Annotated in this window: 17 protein-coding genes; 7 read left to right on the top strand and 10 right to left on the bottom strand. The window is 64.3% G+C overall.

Annotated features, from left to right (window positions below; all coding sequences use genetic code 11):
- Nucleotides 1-81: 81 nt before the first annotated feature.
- Nucleotides 82-567: an FKBP-type peptidyl-prolyl cis-trans isomerase gene (locus tag ACTYOL_RS04115; RefSeq protein WP_054925639.1), complete on the bottom strand. Its 486-nt coding sequence runs from the start codon at nt 565-567 to the stop codon at nt 82-84.
- On the opposite strand from ACTYOL_RS04115, the gene ACTYOL_RS04110 reads away from it, so the two are divergent.
- Nucleotides 566-868: a DUF3565 domain-containing protein gene (locus ACTYOL_RS04110; protein ID WP_054895124.1), complete on the top strand. Its 303-nt coding sequence runs from the start codon at nt 566-568 to the stop codon at nt 866-868. The genes ACTYOL_RS04115 and ACTYOL_RS04110 overlap by 2 nt on opposite strands.
- A 31-nt stretch (nt 869-899) precedes the next feature.
- The gene (pta, locus tag ACTYOL_RS04105) at nt 900-2,990 is read left to right on the top strand and encodes a phosphate acetyltransferase (protein WP_444757569.1); all 2,091 of its coding nucleotides are present in this window, start codon (nt 900-902) and stop codon (nt 2,988-2,990) included.
- Nucleotides 2,991-3,060: 70 nt separating this feature from the next.
- On the opposite strand, the gene ACTYOL_RS04100 is transcribed toward pta, so the two are convergent.
- From ACTYOL_RS04100 to rluD, 9 genes are all read right to left on the bottom strand, one after another.
- Nucleotides 3,061-3,783, bottom strand: coding sequence for an OmpA family protein (locus ACTYOL_RS04100; RefSeq protein WP_065863405.1), 723 nt, complete (start codon nt 3,781-3,783; stop codon nt 3,061-3,063).
- 95 nt (nt 3,784-3,878) lie between these two features.
- Entirely contained in the window at nt 3,879-4,523 is a 645-nt protein-coding gene (locus tag ACTYOL_RS04095; protein ID WP_054895121.1) for an MBL fold metallo-hydrolase, read from the bottom strand.
- A gap of 28 nt (nt 4,524-4,551) precedes the next feature.
- Nucleotides 4,552-4,899: a type II toxin-antitoxin system ChpB family toxin gene (locus tag ACTYOL_RS04090; protein ID WP_063542834.1), complete on the bottom strand. Its 348-nt coding sequence runs from the start codon at nt 4,897-4,899 to the stop codon at nt 4,552-4,554.
- Nucleotides 4,896-5,150: an AbrB/MazE/SpoVT family DNA-binding domain-containing protein gene (locus ACTYOL_RS04085; RefSeq protein WP_063546635.1), complete on the bottom strand. Its 255-nt coding sequence runs from the start codon at nt 5,148-5,150 to the stop codon at nt 4,896-4,898. Before ACTYOL_RS04085 ends, ACTYOL_RS04090 begins: the two co-directional genes overlap by 4 nt.
- A 168-nt stretch (nt 5,151-5,318) precedes the next feature.
- Entirely contained in the window at nt 5,319-6,011 is a 693-nt protein-coding gene (locus tag ACTYOL_RS04080) for a sensor histidine kinase (protein ID WP_054895119.1), read from the bottom strand.
- On the bottom strand, nt 6,008-7,615 hold the full coding sequence (locus ACTYOL_RS04075; RefSeq protein ID WP_054895118.1) for a tetratricopeptide repeat-containing response regulator: 1,608 nt from the start codon (nt 7,613-7,615) through the stop codon (nt 6,008-6,010). Before ACTYOL_RS04075 ends, ACTYOL_RS04080 begins: the two co-directional genes overlap by 4 nt.
- A gap of 155 nt (nt 7,616-7,770) precedes the next feature.
- Nucleotides 7,771-10,488 carry a LuxR C-terminal-related transcriptional regulator gene (locus ACTYOL_RS04070; protein WP_054895117.1) on the bottom strand — a complete coding sequence of 906 codons (2,718 nt, stop codon included), beginning with the start codon at nt 10,486-10,488 and terminating at the stop codon, nt 7,771-7,773.
- A 192-nt stretch (nt 10,489-10,680) separates the two neighbouring features.
- The gene (gene pgeF / locus ACTYOL_RS04065; RefSeq protein ID WP_444757568.1) at nt 10,681-11,421 is read right to left on the bottom strand and encodes a peptidoglycan editing factor PgeF; all 741 of its coding nucleotides are present in this window, start codon (nt 11,419-11,421) and stop codon (nt 10,681-10,683) included.
- A complete protein-coding gene (gene rluD, locus ACTYOL_RS04060; protein WP_063542824.1) occupies nt 11,418-12,380 on the bottom strand; it encodes a 23S rRNA pseudouridine(1911/1915/1917) synthase RluD in 963 nt (320 codons plus the stop codon). The genes pgeF and rluD overlap by 4 nt, the downstream gene beginning before the upstream one ends.
- 147 nt (nt 12,381-12,527) lie before the next feature.
- Here rluD and ACTYOL_RS04055 point away from each other — a divergent pair, with 147 nt between their 5' ends.
- The 5 genes from ACTYOL_RS04055 to ACTYOL_RS04035 all read left to right on the top strand — a co-directional run bounded on the left by ACTYOL_RS04055 (nt 12,528) and on the right by ACTYOL_RS04035 (nt 17,059).
- Nucleotides 12,528-13,547 (top strand): outer membrane protein assembly factor BamD, encoded by a 1,020-nt coding sequence (locus ACTYOL_RS04055; protein WP_444757567.1) that lies wholly within the window; start codon nt 12,528-12,530, stop codon nt 13,545-13,547.
- 94 nt (nt 13,548-13,641) lie between these two features.
- Entirely contained in the window at nt 13,642-13,872 is a 231-nt protein-coding gene (locus ACTYOL_RS04050; protein ID WP_063542822.1) for a PP0621 family protein, read from the top strand.
- 202 nt (nt 13,873-14,074) lie between these two features.
- A complete protein-coding gene (locus tag ACTYOL_RS04045; protein WP_054895112.1) occupies nt 14,075-14,839 on the top strand; it encodes a FadR/GntR family transcriptional regulator in 765 nt (254 codons plus the stop codon).
- 91 nt (nt 14,840-14,930) lie between these two features.
- Entirely contained in the window at nt 14,931-16,133 is a 1,203-nt protein-coding gene (locus ACTYOL_RS04040; protein ID WP_054895111.1) for an ABC transporter substrate-binding protein, read from the top strand.
- 65 nt (nt 16,134-16,198) lie between these two features.
- Complete coding sequence (locus ACTYOL_RS04035; RefSeq protein WP_054895110.1) at nt 16,199-17,059, top strand: branched-chain amino acid ABC transporter permease; 861 nt, start codon at nt 16,199-16,201, stop codon at nt 17,057-17,059.
- The last annotated feature ends 2 nt before the right edge of the window (nt 17,060-17,061 follow it).

Raw genomic sequence — 17,061 nt, 5'->3', positions numbered from 1 at the left:
CGCGACCAAGCCGTACACCCGCCCGTGGGGGTGGGTCGGCTTGCTCGAGCGCCTGACGACTCTCAGAGCTTAGCTGAGAAATCAGTGGTGATGGCCACCTTCACCGTGGATGTGACGGTGAGCGATTTCTTCTTCGCTGGCGTCACGCACGTTGACCACCTTGACCTGGAAGTTCAGGCGCTGGCCTGCCAGCGGGTGGTTGCCGTCGACGGTCACGTCGTCGCCGTCGATGTCGCGGATGGTGACGATCTGCATCTGGCCGTCCGGCGCCGAAGCATGGAACTGCATGCCGACTTCCAGTTGGTCGACACCTTCGAACATGCTGCGGTTCAGGGTACTGACCAGCTCGGCCAGGTACTCGCCATAGGCGTCTTCCGGCTCGATGGCAACGGTCAGTTCGTCACCGGCCTGCTTGCCTTCCAGGGCTTTTTCCAGGCCCGGGATGATGTTGGCGGCACCGTGCAGGTAGACCAGTGGGGCGCCACCGGCGGAGCTGTCGATGGTCTCCCCGGCGTCGTTGGTCAGGGTATAGTCGATGGAGACTGCCTTGTTGGCGGCGATCAGCATGGGGCAAGACCTTTTGCAAAAGAATGTAGAGCGCACAAGTGTAACCAAGGCCTCGCCCGATTGCGAACGCGCGGCGGCTGGCGAACGGCCCATCAGTCGGATCATCGGCTTTCACCAGGACGAGGAAGGCCATTGGGTGGTCGAGCTGTCCTGCGGTCATACCCAGCACCTGCGCCACCAGCCGCCGTGGCAAGCGCGCCCCTGGGTGCTCGATGCGCACGAGCGCACCCGGCGCATCGGCCAGGCTTTTGCCTGCGGCTGGTGCGCGAACGGGGCCGATAGCGCTACCCTTGGCCGTTGATTCCTTGCACCGCTTATTCCGAGAAGCACGCATGCAGACATTTTTCATCGCGCCGACCGACTTTGGTGTCGGCCTGACCTCCATCAGCCTCGGCCTGGTACGCGCCCTTGAGCGCGGCGGCCTGAAGGTGGGTTTCTTCAAGCCAATCGCCCAGCCGCATCCCGGCGATACCGGCCCCGAGCGGTCCAGCGAGCTGGTCGCACGCACCCACGGCATCAAGCCACCCACGCCGCTGAGCCTGGCCCAGGTCGAGCGCATGCTGGGCGATGGCCAACTCGACGAACTGCTCGAAGAAATCATCCGCCTGTACCAGCAAGCCTGCATCGGCAACGACGTGGTGGTGGTCGAGGGCATGGTGCCGACCCGTCATGCCAGCTACGCGGCGCGGGTCAACCTGCACCTGGCCAAGAGCCTGGATGCCGAGGTGATCCTGGTCTCGGCACCGGAGAACGAGGTGCTCAGCGAGCTCTCCGGGCGCGTCGAGTTGCAGGCCCAGCTGTTCGGTGGCCCGCGTGATCCGAAGGTGCTCGGGGTCATTCTCAACAAGGTCCGCACCGACGAAAGCATGGCCGATTTCGCCACGCGCCTGCGCGAGCATTCGCCACTGCTGCGCGGCAACGATTTCCGCCTGCTCGGCTGCATCCCCTACCAGGCAGACCTCAACGCCCCGCGCACCCGCGATGTCGCCGAGTTGCTCGGCGCCCAGGTACTCAACGCCGGCGACTACGAACAGCGGCGGATGAACAAGATCATCATCTGCGCACGCACCGTGGCCAACACCGTGCCGCTGCTCAAGCCTGGCACCCTGGTAGTGACGCCCGGGGATCGCGACGACATCATCCTCGCCGTGAGCCTGGCGGCGATCAACGGCGTTCCGCTGGCCGGGCTGCTGCTGACCAGCGACAGCAAGCCTGACCCGCGCATCCTCGAACTGTGCCGCGGCGCCCTGCAGGCCGGCCTGCCGATCCTTTCGGTGAGCACCGGATCGTACGACACCGCCAACCAGCTCAACTCGCTGAACCGCGAAATCCCGGTGGACGACCGCGAGCGTGCCGAGTTCATCACCGACTTCGTCGCCAGCCACCTCGACGCCCACTGGTTGCACCAGCGTTGTGGCACGCCGCGAGAGATGCGCCTGTCGCCAGCGGTGTTCCGCTACCAGCTGATCCAGCGCGCGCAGCAGGCCAACAAGCGCATCGTCCTGCCCGAGGGCGCCGAACCGTTGCTGGTGCAGGCCGCCGCCATCTGCCAGGCGCGCGGCATCGCGCGCTGCGTATTGCTGGCCAAGCCCGAGGAAGTCGAGGCGGTGGCCCGTGCCCAGGGCATTACCCTGCCGGCCGACCTGGAAATCCTCGACCCCGAACTGATTCGCGCACGCTACGTCGAGCCGATGGTCGAGCTGCGCAAGAGCCGCAACCTCAACGCCCCGATGGCCGAGCAGCAGCTGGAGGATCCGGTGGTGATCGGCACCATGATGCTTGCGCTGGATGAAGTCGACGGCCTGGTTGCAGGGTTGGTGCACTCCACCGCCAATACCATCCGCCCGGCCCTGCAACTGATCAAGACCGCGCCGGACTGCAGCCTGGTGTCGTCGGTGTTCTTCATGCTGTTCCCCGAGCAGGTGCTGGTGTACGGCGACTGCATCATGAACCCGCACCCCAGCGCCGTGGAGCTGGCGGAGATCGCACGGCAAAGCGCCGAATCGGCGCAGGCCTTCGGGATTGCGCCGCGCGTGGCGATGCTCAGTTATTCGAGCGACTCGGCGGCCAGTGACGAGGAAGTGGAGAAGGTGCGCGAAGCCACACGCCTGGCGCAGCAGGCGGAACATGACCTGCTGATCGACGGGCCGTTGCAGTACGACGCCGCAGCCAACCCGGAGATTGCCCGGCAGTTGGCACCGCACAGCCAGGTTGCGGGCCGCGCCACGGTGTTCGTGTTCCCGGACCTGAACACCGGCAACACCACGCACAAGGCGGTGCAACGCAGTGCCGACTGCGTAAGCCTTGGGCCGATGCTGCAGGGGCTGCGCAAGCCAGTGAACGACTTGCCGCGCGGTGCGCAGGTGGACGATATCGTGCACACCATCGCGTTGACGGCGATCCAGGCCAGTCACGTGCGCTGAAACGCATCGCGGGACAAGTCGGTGCGCCGACTTGTCCCGCGACAGGGCCGCAAAGGGGCTGCGTTAAGGGTCAGGGGTACTGCTGAACGGTGCCCTGCTGGTCATACTGCTGGCCAGGGATCGGCTTCAGGTTGACCTCTACGCGGCGGTTCTGCGCCCGACCATTGGCATCGGCGTTGCTGGCGATCGGCTGATCCGGGCCCATGCCACGTACCGAAACCCGCGAAGCATCGACACCCTGCGAGGTCAGGTAGGTGCTGACGGCCTGCGCGCGACGCTGCGACAGGTCCATGTTGTGCTGGCGGCTGCCGGTGCTGTCGGTGAAGCCAACCACTTCGATGGTGTTCTGGTTGAACTGCTTGAACGAGCTGGCGAGGTTGTTCAGCGGCGAGTAGAAGCTTGGGGCGATGTTCGCCGAATCGGTCGCGAAGGTGATGTTACCTGGCATGATCAGCTTGATCTGGTCACCCTGGCGCTGCACTTCGACACCGGTGTTGGCCATCTGTGCACGCAGCTCGGCTTCCTGCTTGTCGGCATAGTAGCCATAACCGGCGGCGGCGGCGCCTACCGCAGCAGCGCCGATCAGCGCACCCTTGCCACGGTTGTTGTGATCGATGGCCGCACCCGCGATGGCACCGGCCAGTGCACCCAGGCCACCGTACTTGGCAGTCTTGCTCATCCCTGTGGAGCCGCCCTGCGCCTGGCCCTGGTTGTCGTAGGGGTTCTGGCCGGCACAGCCGGTCATCAGGGCAGCAGCGGTAGCGACGATAATCAGACGACGCATGGTGAACATGGACAAGCTCCTGGTGAAATTCGAAAGTGCAGCGGATCGTATGCGGATCAGTGCCAGCCTTGGATTGCAGCGACGCGGAAAAATTCCATGAAACTTCACGCCCGCACGAACGGGTTCTCACGCATCTCTTCGCCGAGGCGAGTATCCGGACCATGGCCGGTCACCACGATCGCCTCTTCATCCAGGCGGTACAGCCGCTCCTTGATTGAACGAACGATAGCCCGTTGATCGCCCCCCCACAAATCGGTGCGCCCCACACCACGCCGGAACAGGGTGTCGCCAGCAATCAGCAGCTTGTGCTCGGCAAACCAGAAACTCATCGAGCCCGGCGTATGCCCGGGCGTGTGCAGCGCCACGCCACAGCCGCAGGCCAGCGCTTCGTCATCGGCGAGCCAACGGTCCGGGGCAGGTACCGGCGTGTAGGGCACACCGAACATCTGGCACTGCATCTCCAGGTTGTCCCACAGCGGCTGGTCGTCCTTGTGCAGGTGCAGGGTCGCACCGGTCAGCTCCTTGAGCCTGCCGGAAGCCAGGAAATGATCGAAGTGGGCGTGGGTATGGATGATGCTCACCAGCGTCAGGCCATGCTGTTGCAGGCGAGCGAGAATCTTCTGCTCGTCGCCCCCCGGATCGACGACGATGGCCTTCTTGCTGACCGGGTCGCCGATCAGCGTGCAGTTGCACTGCAGGGGGCCTACGGGGAAGGTTTCGCGGATCAGCGATACAGGGATAGGGGTCATGGGAGTCCAGCTCCAAGCGACTTCACGCTCATTCAAATAAGGTTTGTACGCGCGCCAGCGCATCATCAATGACAACGTCGGGAACAGACTCGATACGTCGGGCACCACGTGCCTCGAGATCCAGCGTACGCAACTGGTTGCACAACACCACGCCCTGGGTTCGCGTACCTGCCCCACTGAGCGTGACTGCAAACCCGGCATGTCGGGCGAAATCCCCACCTTGAGTGATCGGGACTACCACCGCCAGGCCCGCGGCATTGTAGGCAGCCGGTGTGAGCACCAGAACCGGACGCATCGCACCTTGCTGCTCGCGTCCGACCACAGGCTCAAGATCGACTCGCACAATATCGCCCCTGGCGAATCCCACCCGCCTCATACCTCACGACCAACAGGACGAATGGCGTTCCACGCCGCGAGCTCATCCGGCTCGGGTGCATCGAGATCGCACTGGGCCATCAGCTCCTCAAGCTTGTACTTGGGTTTTGATCGGACGGGCTTGAGAACCAGCGACCCGGTGGCGGTATCCAGGCTGAGGACGGAGCCCACGCTCAGGCGCATCTGCTTGAGAATGGTCGATGGCAGGCGAATGGCAGCACTGTTGCCCCACTGTTGAATCTTGACTTCCATAAGTATCTCCAAAGGTAGATACATAGTAGAAACCCTCCAGATGATTGCAAGTAACTCGTAGAAACAACGTGTCTACATTGTCATCTGAAGCGCTGCTCTTGAAGTCATGAGCTCGAGGTCAGGAGCTATCCCACAACGCAGTGGGAAGTGACACTCAAATAGCCAGAGTCAAGGCAAATACAACCTGAACAACCCGCCACCCAGCGCACCACCGTTGGCGATTTCGATCCGCCCACGCACGCCGTTGCGCTCGTGCAGGGCGGCGATCCTGGCGGCGAAGTACAGGCCAAGGCCGGTGCTGCCGCTCTGCTGGTCGATGCCCTGCACGTAGTCCTGCTGACGCTCGAGCAAGCGCTGCGGATAACCGGCGCCATCATCGTTGACGCTGATCACCAACTGCTCGCCCTCCTCTTCGACGCTGATCAGCAGCGTGTGTCCGGCGTAGCGAATGGCGTTGGTCAGCACGTTGGCGACCACCGAGGCGACCAGTTCACGGTCGAAGAAGCCCAGCGGGCTTTCGGTGTCGATGCGCCAGGTCGCCAGCACGTCGCGGTGGCGGATGACTTCCTGTTGCGCCGCCAACTGGGCTTCGACGAAATCCTCGAGCTCGTGGTAGTCGGGGCAGATCGGCAACTGGTTGATGCCCAGCTTGTACAACCCCAGCAACTGCACCAGCATACCGTTGAGGTGGCGGAACTCGTGCTCCATCACCCCTTGTTCGCTGCCACTGCGGGACTGTTCGGGCAAACGCGCCAGCCACTGGTCGTGGGCCTGGATCAGGGCCGAAAGCGAGTTCTTCATGTCGTGCACGGTGGAGGCGATCACCGTGGAAAAATCCAGCCCCTGCTCATCACGGCTCATGCGCCGAACACCCGCACGTGCAGCTTGCGGTAGCGGTCGAAGCGGTTGTCGCTGGCGGGGATGCCGGCCACGCGGTTAAGGCAGTTGCGACATTCCTGCATAAGCGACTCCGACGGACTTTCGCCGCCGATACGCAGCAGCGCCTGGGCGGTATTGAGGGCGATACTGATGTTCTTCGGTTGCAACGACAGGGCCTTGCGGAACATCTCCAGAGCCTCGTTCAACTGGCCGCCCTGGTAACTGCGTACACCCTGGCGGTTGAGGTCCACGGCTTCGGTGACAGCGCCGAGCACGCTCGGGTCGTCAGTCACCTTGGCCACACTCTGCATCACTTTCGGGTCATCGCCATAGGTTTCCACGCAGCCCTTGAGGATCGAAGTCCCGGCCGACTCCTGGCCCAGCTCCTTGAGCTGCCTGGCCACGGTCAGTGCGGCATCGACCGAGAAGAACTGGTCCATCTTGTCCAGGCGCTGCATGGCCTGCTCGGTGAGCTTGGCCGCGGTTTCCGCATCGCCGGCCTGCTGCAGGCTGGCAGCCTTCATCAGCCGGGCGCGCACCTGCAGGCCCTGGTCCTCGGTGTTTTCCTTGGCGACTTCGCTGAGCACGGTATTGATCTCGACCCGCGTACGCGCATCCAGACCGTTGCCGGCGTTCTTGTTCATCAGCGCCTGGACCAGGCCCAGGTTGCTCTCGGCGCTCTTGTAACGCGAGCTCTGCCCCTGGCTAACGGCATGCCGGTATGCCTTGGAGGCGCCTTCGTAGTCTTCGTTGTCCAGCGCCAGCTTGCCCAGCGCGGCTTGGCGACGCACCGCAAGCGGCGATAGGCGCACCGCCTCTTCGAGCATGTGCTGGGCGCGCTTGTTGTCGCCCTTGGCCACCAGCACTTCGGCCAGCCCGTCGTACAGCCCAGGCATGATCGGGAACGCTTTGAGCGCTTGCTCATAGACGCCCTGGGCCTGTTCGTACTGGCCACGCTTGTGCATCAGGCTGCCCAGCGCCGCATACACCCAAGGCTGCGGGCGGCTGGCAAGAATGTTGGTAAGAAACTTTTCCAGGTCGTCGAAGCGATTGAGGTCGCGCAACGCATCGGCCCGGTAGCGCAGGCACAACGGCGCGAAACGCGGATCCTGCTTGCACAGCTCGGCGCAGGCCGCCAGCACCTCGGCCGGGCGCCCACGGTCCAGCGCCTGGAGGATCGGCTTGAGCAGGGTCTTGCGCTGCACCAGCTTTTCCAGCCGCTGGGCCAGGCCCAGGCGGTTGAACGGCTTGGTCAGATAGGCGTCAGGTTCATGCTCGATGGCACTGAGGACGATCGACTGGCTGCTTTCGGCAGTGACCATGATGAACACGCATTCATGGCTGATGAGCTTGTCCAGCAGCAGGTCCTCGAGCACCTGCTGGCCATTCTTCTTGCCATCGCCCAGGTGGAAGTCCTGGAGAATGAAGTCATAGCGCTTCTGCGCGCACATCCGCAGGGCCTGCTCGCCACTGTCGGCGGTGTCCACGTCGCGCACACCCAGCTCGCGCAGCATGGAGCGCGTCGAGGTGCGAAAGTCGGTGAAGTCGTCGACGATCAGAAAGCTTTTTTGCCCATACTGCAGCATCAACACGACCTGTATTGAGAAGAGGTGGAAAAAGACCTGCGGCGACTGTGCCCGGCGAATGCTGTATCGGCCGGGCGGCGGGAAAGATGAGACTGGGAAGTCAGCGCATGACAAGATAATGTCAACTAGCCATCATTTTAACTGCAAGGCGCTTTCTAGACCAGCAGGCCAAGCGATTTGGCCCGTGCCACGGCTTGCGTGCGGCGCTCCACGCCTAGCTTGCTGTTGATATGGCTGGCGTGGGTCTTGACGGTGTGCAGAGAGATGAACAGGCGCTCGCTGATCTGCTGGTTGGAGCAGCCTTGGGCGATCAGTTCCAGTACCGCCAGCTCACGGCCGCTGAGCGCCTCATTGCTGGCCACGGTAACAGGCTGGGTCTGCGGCAGGCGTGCCAGCAGTTCGGCCTGGACCGGGCACACGGGGCTGGCGGCGAGCTGCTCGCGCAACCATATCGGGCGTTCCTCCAGCAGCCGCTGGAAAGCATGCAAGGCGCCGCCACGCGCGGCCTCAAGCGCTTTGCCCAGCAACTTGCCCGCTTCCTGTTCGCGCCCCTGCGCCAGCAACAGCTCAACCAACTGGCAGAGCGCGCTGACCGCCAGCATCATTCCACCACTGGCCTGCCCCTGTGCGACCAGCGCCCGCAAGCGCTGCTCGGCAGGCTCCGGTCGTGCCAGGGTGCGTTCCAGCAACGCTTGTTGAAGCTCGATGTGCAGTGGCAGCAATGGATGAAATTCCGGTGCCGCGGCCGGTTGCTCGCCGCCGTAGGTCTGCCCCAGGCGCAGCAGCCAGGACTCGGCAAGGTCGGTGCGGCCCTGGGCCAGCCAGAGCTCGCATTTCACCAGCGTGATCATGGCCAGATAGAAGATCGGCGGCACGTCCCAGATATGCATCAACCGCTCGGCCTCGGCGAGCTCCGCAAAGGCCTCGGCGAAGCGCCCGTCGCGCCCCTCCAGCGAGGCGATCACGCAATGGCCGATCAGCACGCTGATATCACGGCAGGCCCGTGCTTCGCTCAGCCCGGCGCGCAACCGCGCCCGCCCCTGGCCTGGTTGCAGGCGCGAGGCATACAGGTAGCCTTCGTAGAGAATCAACCGGGCGCGCACGGCGTACAGGCGCTGCCCCGACAACCCCTGCAGACGCTGCAACCCCTGACGCACCTCGTCCAGGGCGCGCAACACTTCGCCCCGGGCGTGCAACACCCTGGCGCGGTCGTAATGGGCCAGGGCCTCGAACAACGGATTGCCAACACGCTGGGCCAACTCCAGCGCCTCACGGTTCCAACCCCGCGCCCGCCAGAAGTCACCGTCGGCAATGGCCAGGTTGGACAGCGTCGACAGGCACACCAGACGCTGGCCATAGCGCTTGCAGGGCAGGCTCTGCAGGGCTTCCTCGCAGTAGGCCAGGGTCCGCTCGCGATCGCCGCGGCCGCGTGCGATCACGCCGCTGAGCGCAAGCCACTGGGCGAGCATGGACTTCTGTGCGGTCGCCGAGGGCGCTGGCAGGAAACGGCTGAGATAGGCCGCCAGTTCTTCGGCTGCATCCAGCTGGCAGGCCAGACCCAGTGCCCAGCTGTACAGCACGATCAGGCGTGGCGTGCTGATCAGCAGGCTGTCTGGCAGGTCCATCTTCCAGCGCAGCAGCATGCCGACGTTCTGTTCGGCCAACAGTTGCTCTTCGGAAAGGCTCTGCACCAGATCGGCGGCGACATCCAGAGAACCCGCACGCAAGGCCTGCTCCACCGCTTCGTCGAGCAGCCCCTGGCGCTCGAACCAGCGGCAGGCACGCAGGTGCAGCGCCGCCGAAGGCTCGCTGGCCTGGCGACTGCGCAGCAGGTCGGAGAACAGGTGGTGGTAACGGAACCACCGGCCGTGCTCATCCAGCGGCACCAGGAACACCTGGTGAGCCTGCAGGTAGCGCAGGATCGCCGCACTGTCCTCGCGCTCGCGCAGGGCGTCGCACAGTTCGGTGCAGAAGCGCTCCTGGCAGGCGGTGTCGTAGAGGAAAGCCTGGACTTCTGCCGGCAGGATCTCGATGACCTCTTCGAGCAGATAATCGCGGATCAGCCCTTCGCCACCGTGCAGCGCCTGGGGCAAGGCATGGTCCTCGCCCGACTCGCTGGTCGCCAGCTGCCAGAAACGCAACCCGGCGACCCAGCCGTCGCTGCGCTGGATCAGGTTGTCCAGCGCCTGGCCACGCAGGCCGGTGGGCTGGCGGCCAATCACGGCAAGGGCTTCGTCGGAGGTCAGGCGCAGGTCTTGTTCGTTGAGCTCGGCCAACTGGCGCGACAGGCGCAGCCGCGCCAGATGCCAATCAGGGCGCTGGCGGCTGGTGACCAGCAATGCCAGGCCCGGGGGCAAATGGTTGAGGAAGAACTGCAGGCAGCGATCAAGAACCGGCCCCTGGGCAAGATGGTAGTCATCCAGCACCAGCAGCAGCGGCGTGTCGGCGTTCAGGTAGAGCGCCAGCTCGTCGAGCAGGCTGTCGAGCCACTCCTCGAAGGCAAACGGCTGATGACGCTGGCGCATCTTCAGCAGACCCATGGCCTGACCGCCCAATGCCGGGCAGAACTGCTGCAAGCCTTCGAGCAGACGCTCGAGGAAGCGACCGGGGTCGGCGTCGCGCTGGCTCAGGCCCAACCAGAGGCTGCGCCAGTGGCTGGGCAACTGCTGGCAAAACTCGATGGCCAGCGAACTCTTGCCGAACCCCGCCGGTGCGTTGACCAGCAGCAGCCGCCCATCCAGACCCGCTTCGAGACGCTGGCACAAGCGCGCGCGCAGCACATGCCCGTCCGGCAGCGGTGGCCGGAAGAAACGCCCGTCCAGCAGACCAAGGGCCTGGCTGGCGACTCCATGCGTACGGGACAAATCTGTCATGGCCGACTCGTTCTGGTTGGAAGATCACGGCGATACGGATTGTTGCGAGCCTAGCGGCTATTGCGACGCATTTGAAGATGATCAAAACGCTTGAGAAGGAAAAGACTACGACAAAAAGCAACAACACTGATGGACATCAGTGAGATCTATTGCACGGCATAGCACAGACCGCCCCAGAACGGGTGCAGAGGCTCAGCGAGGTTCGAGCCAGACCAGCGAAGCGAAGCGCCCGCCCTGCGGGGTGCGCCGATAGGAGAAGAAACGCGGGTCGCTGACCGTGCAGAACCCTCCGCCATGGACGGCCGTCACGCCGCGCGCGGCCAGGCGGATACGCGCCAGGGCATAGATGTCGGCGATCAGCTTGTCGGGGCGTTGGCCCGCGACGAAGGCACTGGCGGCCTCTGGATGCACGGCGGTGAAAGCATCGCGCACTTCCAGGCCCACTTCGAACGCCTGCGGGCCGATAGCCGGGCCCAGCCACACCAGCACCTCTTCAGGCGCCAGCGCCAGACGATCAAGGGTGGCTTCCAGCACGCCACCGGCCAGCCCGCGCCAGCCAGCATGTGCGGCCGCCACACGCGTACCGGCGCGATCGCAGAACAGCGCAGGCAAACAATCGGCGGTCATCACGGTACAGGCGATACCGGGCTGGTCGGTCCAGCTGGCATCCGCTTCGGCCACCACGGCCGGATCGGCGTCGGCCACGACCAGGCCATGCACTTGCTTGAGCCAGGCCGGCTGGATAGCGAACTCAGCGCCCAGGCGACGGCGGTTCTCGGCGACCGCTGCAGGATCGTCGCCCACGTGGTCACCCAGGTTGAAGGTTTCGTAGGGGGGCAGGCTGACGCCGCCCTCTCGTGTGGTGACGCAAGCGCGAACCGAGGACGGGGCCGGCCAGTCGGGGAAGATCAGCGATTGCGTCAGCTCGCTCATCCGATAAAGCTCTCGCGGTCCTGATCGAGCAGCGACAGCAGCCACATGAAGTCGTCCGGTAGAGGCGATTTCCACTCCATGCGCTCACCGGTCGTCGGATGATCCAGCGCCAGGAAGCGCGCGTGCAGGGCCTGCCGAGGGAAGTGCTTGACCGCCTCGACCATGGCCACGCTGGCGGCCGGCGGGATGCGGAAGCGACCGCCGTAGGTCTGGTCGCCCACCAGCGGGAAGCCGACATGGGCCATGTGCACACGAATCTGGTGGGTACGCCCGGTCTCCAGCTTGACCCGCACGTGGGTGTGCGAACGGAAACGCTTGAGCACGCGATAGTGGCTGACCGCCGGCTTGCCGCCATCGGTGACCGCCATGCGCTGACGCATGCCGCCGTGGCGACCGATCGGTGCATCGATCTTGCCACCGGCCGTCACCACGCCCACCACGATGCATTCATAGATGCGGCTGACCGAGCGTTTCTGCAACTGGTCGACGAGGTTGGTCTGCGCCTGCAGCGTCTTGGCGACCACCATCAGACCGGTGGTGTCCTTGTCCAGGCGGTGGACGATGCCGGCGCGCGGCACGTTGATGATGTCCGGCACATGGTGCAGCAGGGCGTTGAGCAGGGTACCGCTGGCATGTCCCACAGCCGGATGGACCACCAGCCCGGCAGGCTTGTTGATCACCAGGATCTGGTCGTCTTCATAGACGATGTCCAGCTCGATGTCCTCTGCCTCCCATTCACCCTGTGCCTCCTGTTCGGCCTCCAGGGCGAGAACGGAGCCGGTGTGGACGGTATCGCGCGGGCGCAGCACCGCACCATCGACGGTCAGGCGGCCTTCCTTGATCCACGAAGTCAGGCGCGAACGCGAGTACTCGTCGAACAATTGGGCGGCGACCTGGTCGAGGCGTTGGCCGCCCAGCTCGGACGGGACCTCTGCACTAAGTTGAATGATCTCGGACATGCTCGAATCGATGGGCTTACAGCCTTTGGTTTCGGCTGCGTGCTTGTGGTTAAATACGGCTTCTTTTGCCCCGGGGTTGGCCGGGGGCGCTCATCATAACAGGACGGCACCGCCCAAGACAGCGGCCGTCAAAGGACGCAAGCCGCCATGCAAGTGAAACACCTGCTGCTGATCGCCATCCTCGGGCTCACTGCTGCCTGTTCCTCGAACAAGGAAGTCATTGACGAGAACCTCAGCGAAGCCGAGTTGTACCAGCAGGCGCAGGCCGACCTGGACAACCACAGCTACACCAGTGCCGTGAACAAGCTCAAGGCCCTGGAATCGCGCTACCCGTTCGGCCGCTACGCCGACCAGGCCCAGCTCGAGCTGATCTACGCCAACTACAAGAACACCGAGCCCGAGGCCGCGAAGTCCGCTGCCGAGCGCTTCATCCGCCTGCACCCGCAGCACCCGAACGTCGACTACGCCTATTATCTGAAAGGCCTGACCTCGTTCGACCAGGACCGCGGCCTGCTGGCGCGCTTCCTGCCGCTGGACATGACCAAGCGTGACCCGGGCGCGGCGCGCGACTCGTACAACGAGTTCGCCCAGCTCACCAGCCGCTTCCCCAATAGCCGTTACGCCCCGGACGCCAAGCAGCGCATGATCTACCTGCGCAATCTGTTGGCCTCCTACGAAATCCACGTCGCCGACTACTACCTGAGCCGTGAGGCTTACGTCGCCGCCGCCAACCGTGGCCGCTACGTGGTGGAGAACTTCCAGGAAACGCCATCGGTTGCCGACGGCCTGGCCGTGATGACCGAGGCCTACCAGAAAATGCACCTGGACGACCTGGCCGTCACCAGCCTGGAAACCCTCAAGCTCAACTACCCGAACCACCCGAGCCTGGTAGACGGCCAGTTCGTACCCAAGCAGGGCGAGTCCGACGGCCGCTCCTGGCTGTCCAAGGCCACCCTGGGCCTGATCGAGACCGACACGCCGCTGCCACCGGGTGAAACCCGCGCCAACCAGGACGTGGTCCGTCAGTTCAAGGACGCCCGTTCGGAAATGCCAGCCGACCTGCTGCCCAAAGACGAAAACGGCGACCCGATCTTGCCGGAAGGTCCGAAGGACGCCGAGGTGGATCGTTCCTGGTTCAGCTACCTGACCTTCGGTCTGTTCGACTGACAGATCGCGCAACGAGAAAGGGAGGCCCAGGCCTCCCTTTTTTCATGGCCGCGCCCTAGACTGTGGCCTCTTCATTCACGACAAGCTGGACACCATGGTTCGCCTACTCTTCTGGATCGCCCTGATCGCCGCCGCGTTCTGGCTGTGGCGCAAATTCAAGATCAGCCAGCAATCACGTCCCGAGCCACGCCTCGAAGACCCCTTGACCATGGTGCGTTGCGCCCATTGCGGCGTACACCTGCCCAACGACCGGGCGCTCAAGCTCGGCAAGGACTGGTACTGCAGCCAGGCCCACCTCGAACAGGGTCCTGGCCGACAAGGCTGATCGCACAGAACGAGCTCTCCCTTGTGGGAAAGCGGGTTTGCCCGCGCCCACGGGGGGCGGTTTCAGATTTTCGAGCCCGCCTCACTTATCCCTCCCCGACCCTTTCACTCCATTTGCGACCCCTGCTCCCCCGCCACCATTGACCCCTTCCAGCAAAACTCGCTAAATCCTATTTATCCGCATAAATATGAAAAATAGCGAAATGCTCAAACCCAAACGCAAGCGCCAGAAGCTCTCCGACGTCATCGTCGAATCGGTCAAGCGCTCGATCGTCACCGAGGCCCTGCGCCCAGGCGATCGCCTGCCCACCGAACGCGAGCTGATGGAGCACTTCGAATGCTCCAAAGGGACCGCCCGCGAGGCGCTCAAGGCCCTGGAGGTCGAAGGGCTGGTCAACACCCGCACCGGCCCTACCGGCGGTGCCTATCTCGCTGAAGTCGGCACCGAGCCCGCCAGTCGCGCGCTGCGCAACTACCTGCACTTCCAGCATCTGGACGGCGAACAGGTCTACCAGCTGCGCAAAGTCATCGAGGTCGAGCTGGCAGTGGCCGTGATGGGCCAGCTCAGCGACGCCGACTACGCCGCGCTGCAGGCCAACATCGACTTCTGCAGCACCCCGGAAGACAGCGAACAGGGCCAGCGCGAACAGCGCCTGGCGGAGATCGAATTCCACACCTTGCTGGCGCGCCGCTGCCCCAATCCACTGCTGCGCTTCATGGCGGTGTTCCTCAACGACCTGCTGCGCGACCTGGTCGTGCTGAAGAAGGCCTACCTGCCCAAGCGCCAAGCGTTCGCCGCTGCCAACATCGACTACCACAAGCAACTGCTGGTCGCCCTGCGCGCCAGCGACGAGAAGGCCGTGCGCCGGCTGATGCACGAACACATGTGCGACGCCGAACACCATATGACCGCGCTGGAGGGCGAGGTCGAACGCAACTTCCTGCTGGAGTTCGAACACCACCACTGATCCAGCCTGCACAGAGGCCTGCTCAAAAGCCCGGCCGTACCCGCTTTGCCATTGCCACTCCTGCCTAATAACCAGAATCAAGGAGTTATCCATGCAAAGACGTACCCTGCTCAAGGCAGGTCTTGCCCTGGGTGCCCTCGGCAGCCTCCCCCTGGGAGCGCAGCGGGCATTCGCCGAACAGCCGCTGGTCTTCTACGGGCTCAAGTCGATGTCCGGCGCCTTCGCCAGCTATGGCAAGTACGCCGACATGGGCTCGCGCCTGGCCATCGCCGAGCACCCGCAACTGCTGGGGCGGCCGCTGCAGTACAAGGTCATCGACACCGAAGGCAATGCCGGCAAGGCGGTGCGCAAGGTGCAGGAAGCCATCGGCCAGGACGGTGCGAGATTCTTCCAGGGCTGCACCCTGTCTTCGTCGGCCCTGGCCGTGTCCAAGGAAATCAACAAGGCCGGCGGCGTGTTCATGACCCCGGTCGGCGCCGACGAGATCACCGGCAAGGATTGCAATCTCTCGACATTCCGCTGGTCGGTCCCGACCTACGGCGCGATCCGCGAAACCCTGGTGCCGATGATTCGCCAGCTGCCGCAAGCCAAGCGCTGGTACACCATCACCCCGCAATACGTGTTCGGCGATGCGCTGCTGGACAATGCGCGCAAGGTTTTTGCCGAGTTCGGTGTCGAGCACATCGGCAACAGCTACCACTCACTGCAGGAGCAGGAGTTCTCCGGGTACCTGACCAACGCCATCGCCGCCAAGCCCGACGTGCTGGTGCTGCTGAACTTCGGCAGCCAGTCGTCCAACGCCCTGCGCCAGGCGGTCAATTTCGGGATCAAGGAGCGGATGAAGGTGCTGCTGGTCTGGTCGGCAGGGCTCGATCAGTTCCAGGAGCTGGGCAGCGACGTGCTCGAAGGGGTCTACCTGGGTGCCCAGTACTGGCATCAGGTGGATACGCCGCTGAACAAGGCACTGGTCGCCGCCACGCAGAAGGCCTACGGGATCAACCCCAACTATCCGCTGGCCGCCGACTACATCGGCACCAAGGTCATGCTCGACGCCATCGTCCAGGCTGGCACCTTCGACGGCGCCAGCGTCGCCAGGGCCTTGCAGGGCATGCGTTTCCAGGGCCCTACCGGCGAAGAGCTGATCCGCCCTGGTGACCACCAGGTGCTCAAGGACTACTACCTGCTGCGCGGCAAGCCCCAGGGCCAGTTGCGCGACGAGGACGACCTGGCTGAAGTCATCAGTTCGGGCCGCTCGTTCGTCGAGGTCGATCACACCGGTTGCGCCTTGGCCTGAGGCCACGGCGCCAGTCAAACACACCTGTACAGGCAGCCGCGCCGCGCGCTGTCGAGGGCACGCTCATGCTCGAATTGTACCTGTTCCAACTGCTCAACGGCCTGGGCCTGGGGATGATCTACTTCCTCATCGCCGTGGGCCTGACGATCATTTTCGGCCTGCTGAACTTCGTCAACTTCGCCCATGGGGCGTTCTTCCTGCTCGGCGCCTACCTCTGCTACACCGCCGTGGCCCTGACCGGCAACTTCTGGCTGGCACTGCTGATCGCACCGTTGGTCGTGGCAGCGCTGGCCTGGGCGGTCGAGCGCCTGCTGATCAAGCGCATCTACCACCTGCCGCACACCTTCCAGATCCTGGTCACCCTGGGCATCGCGCTGATCATCCAGGAAGCCTCGGTACTGATCTGGGGGCCGGTGGGCAAGAACATCGCCGTACCGCCGGAGCTTCGTGGCGTGATCATTCTGGGCGACTTCATCTACCCCTACTACCGCCTGTTCCTGATCGGCTTCGCCGCGCTGATCGGCCTGGCCCTGTGGCTGCTGCTCGAACGCACGCGCTTCGGTGCCCTGGTACGCGCCGGCAGCGAGAGCACCGAAACCGTGTCGCTGCTGGGCACCAACATCTTCCGCCTGTTCTCCCTGACCTTCGCCCTCGGCGTGGGCCTGGCCGGTGTCGCCGGGGTGCTGTTCGCGCCGTTGCGTGGTGCCCAGCCCTTCGTCGGCCCGGAGATCCTCGGCATCGCCTTCGTGGTGGTGGTGATCGGCGGCATGGGTTCGTTCGGCGGCGCGCTGGTCGGTGGACTGCTGGTCGGCGTGGTGCAAAGCATGATGACCAGCCTCTGGCCGCAGGGCGCCAGCCTGATGATCTACGGGGCGATGGCCGCGGTGATCCTGGTCCGTCCCTATGGCCTGTTCGGGAGAGCATGACT

Origin of the sequence: Pseudomonas sp. A014 (assembly GCF_052378495.1) — a bacterium.
Lineage (GTDB): Bacteria > Pseudomonadota > Gammaproteobacteria > Pseudomonadales > Pseudomonadaceae > Aquipseudomonas > Aquipseudomonas machongensis.
The sequence above is the reverse complement of the archived record's forward strand: the minus strand, read 5'-3'. Positions and strand labels throughout refer to the sequence as shown.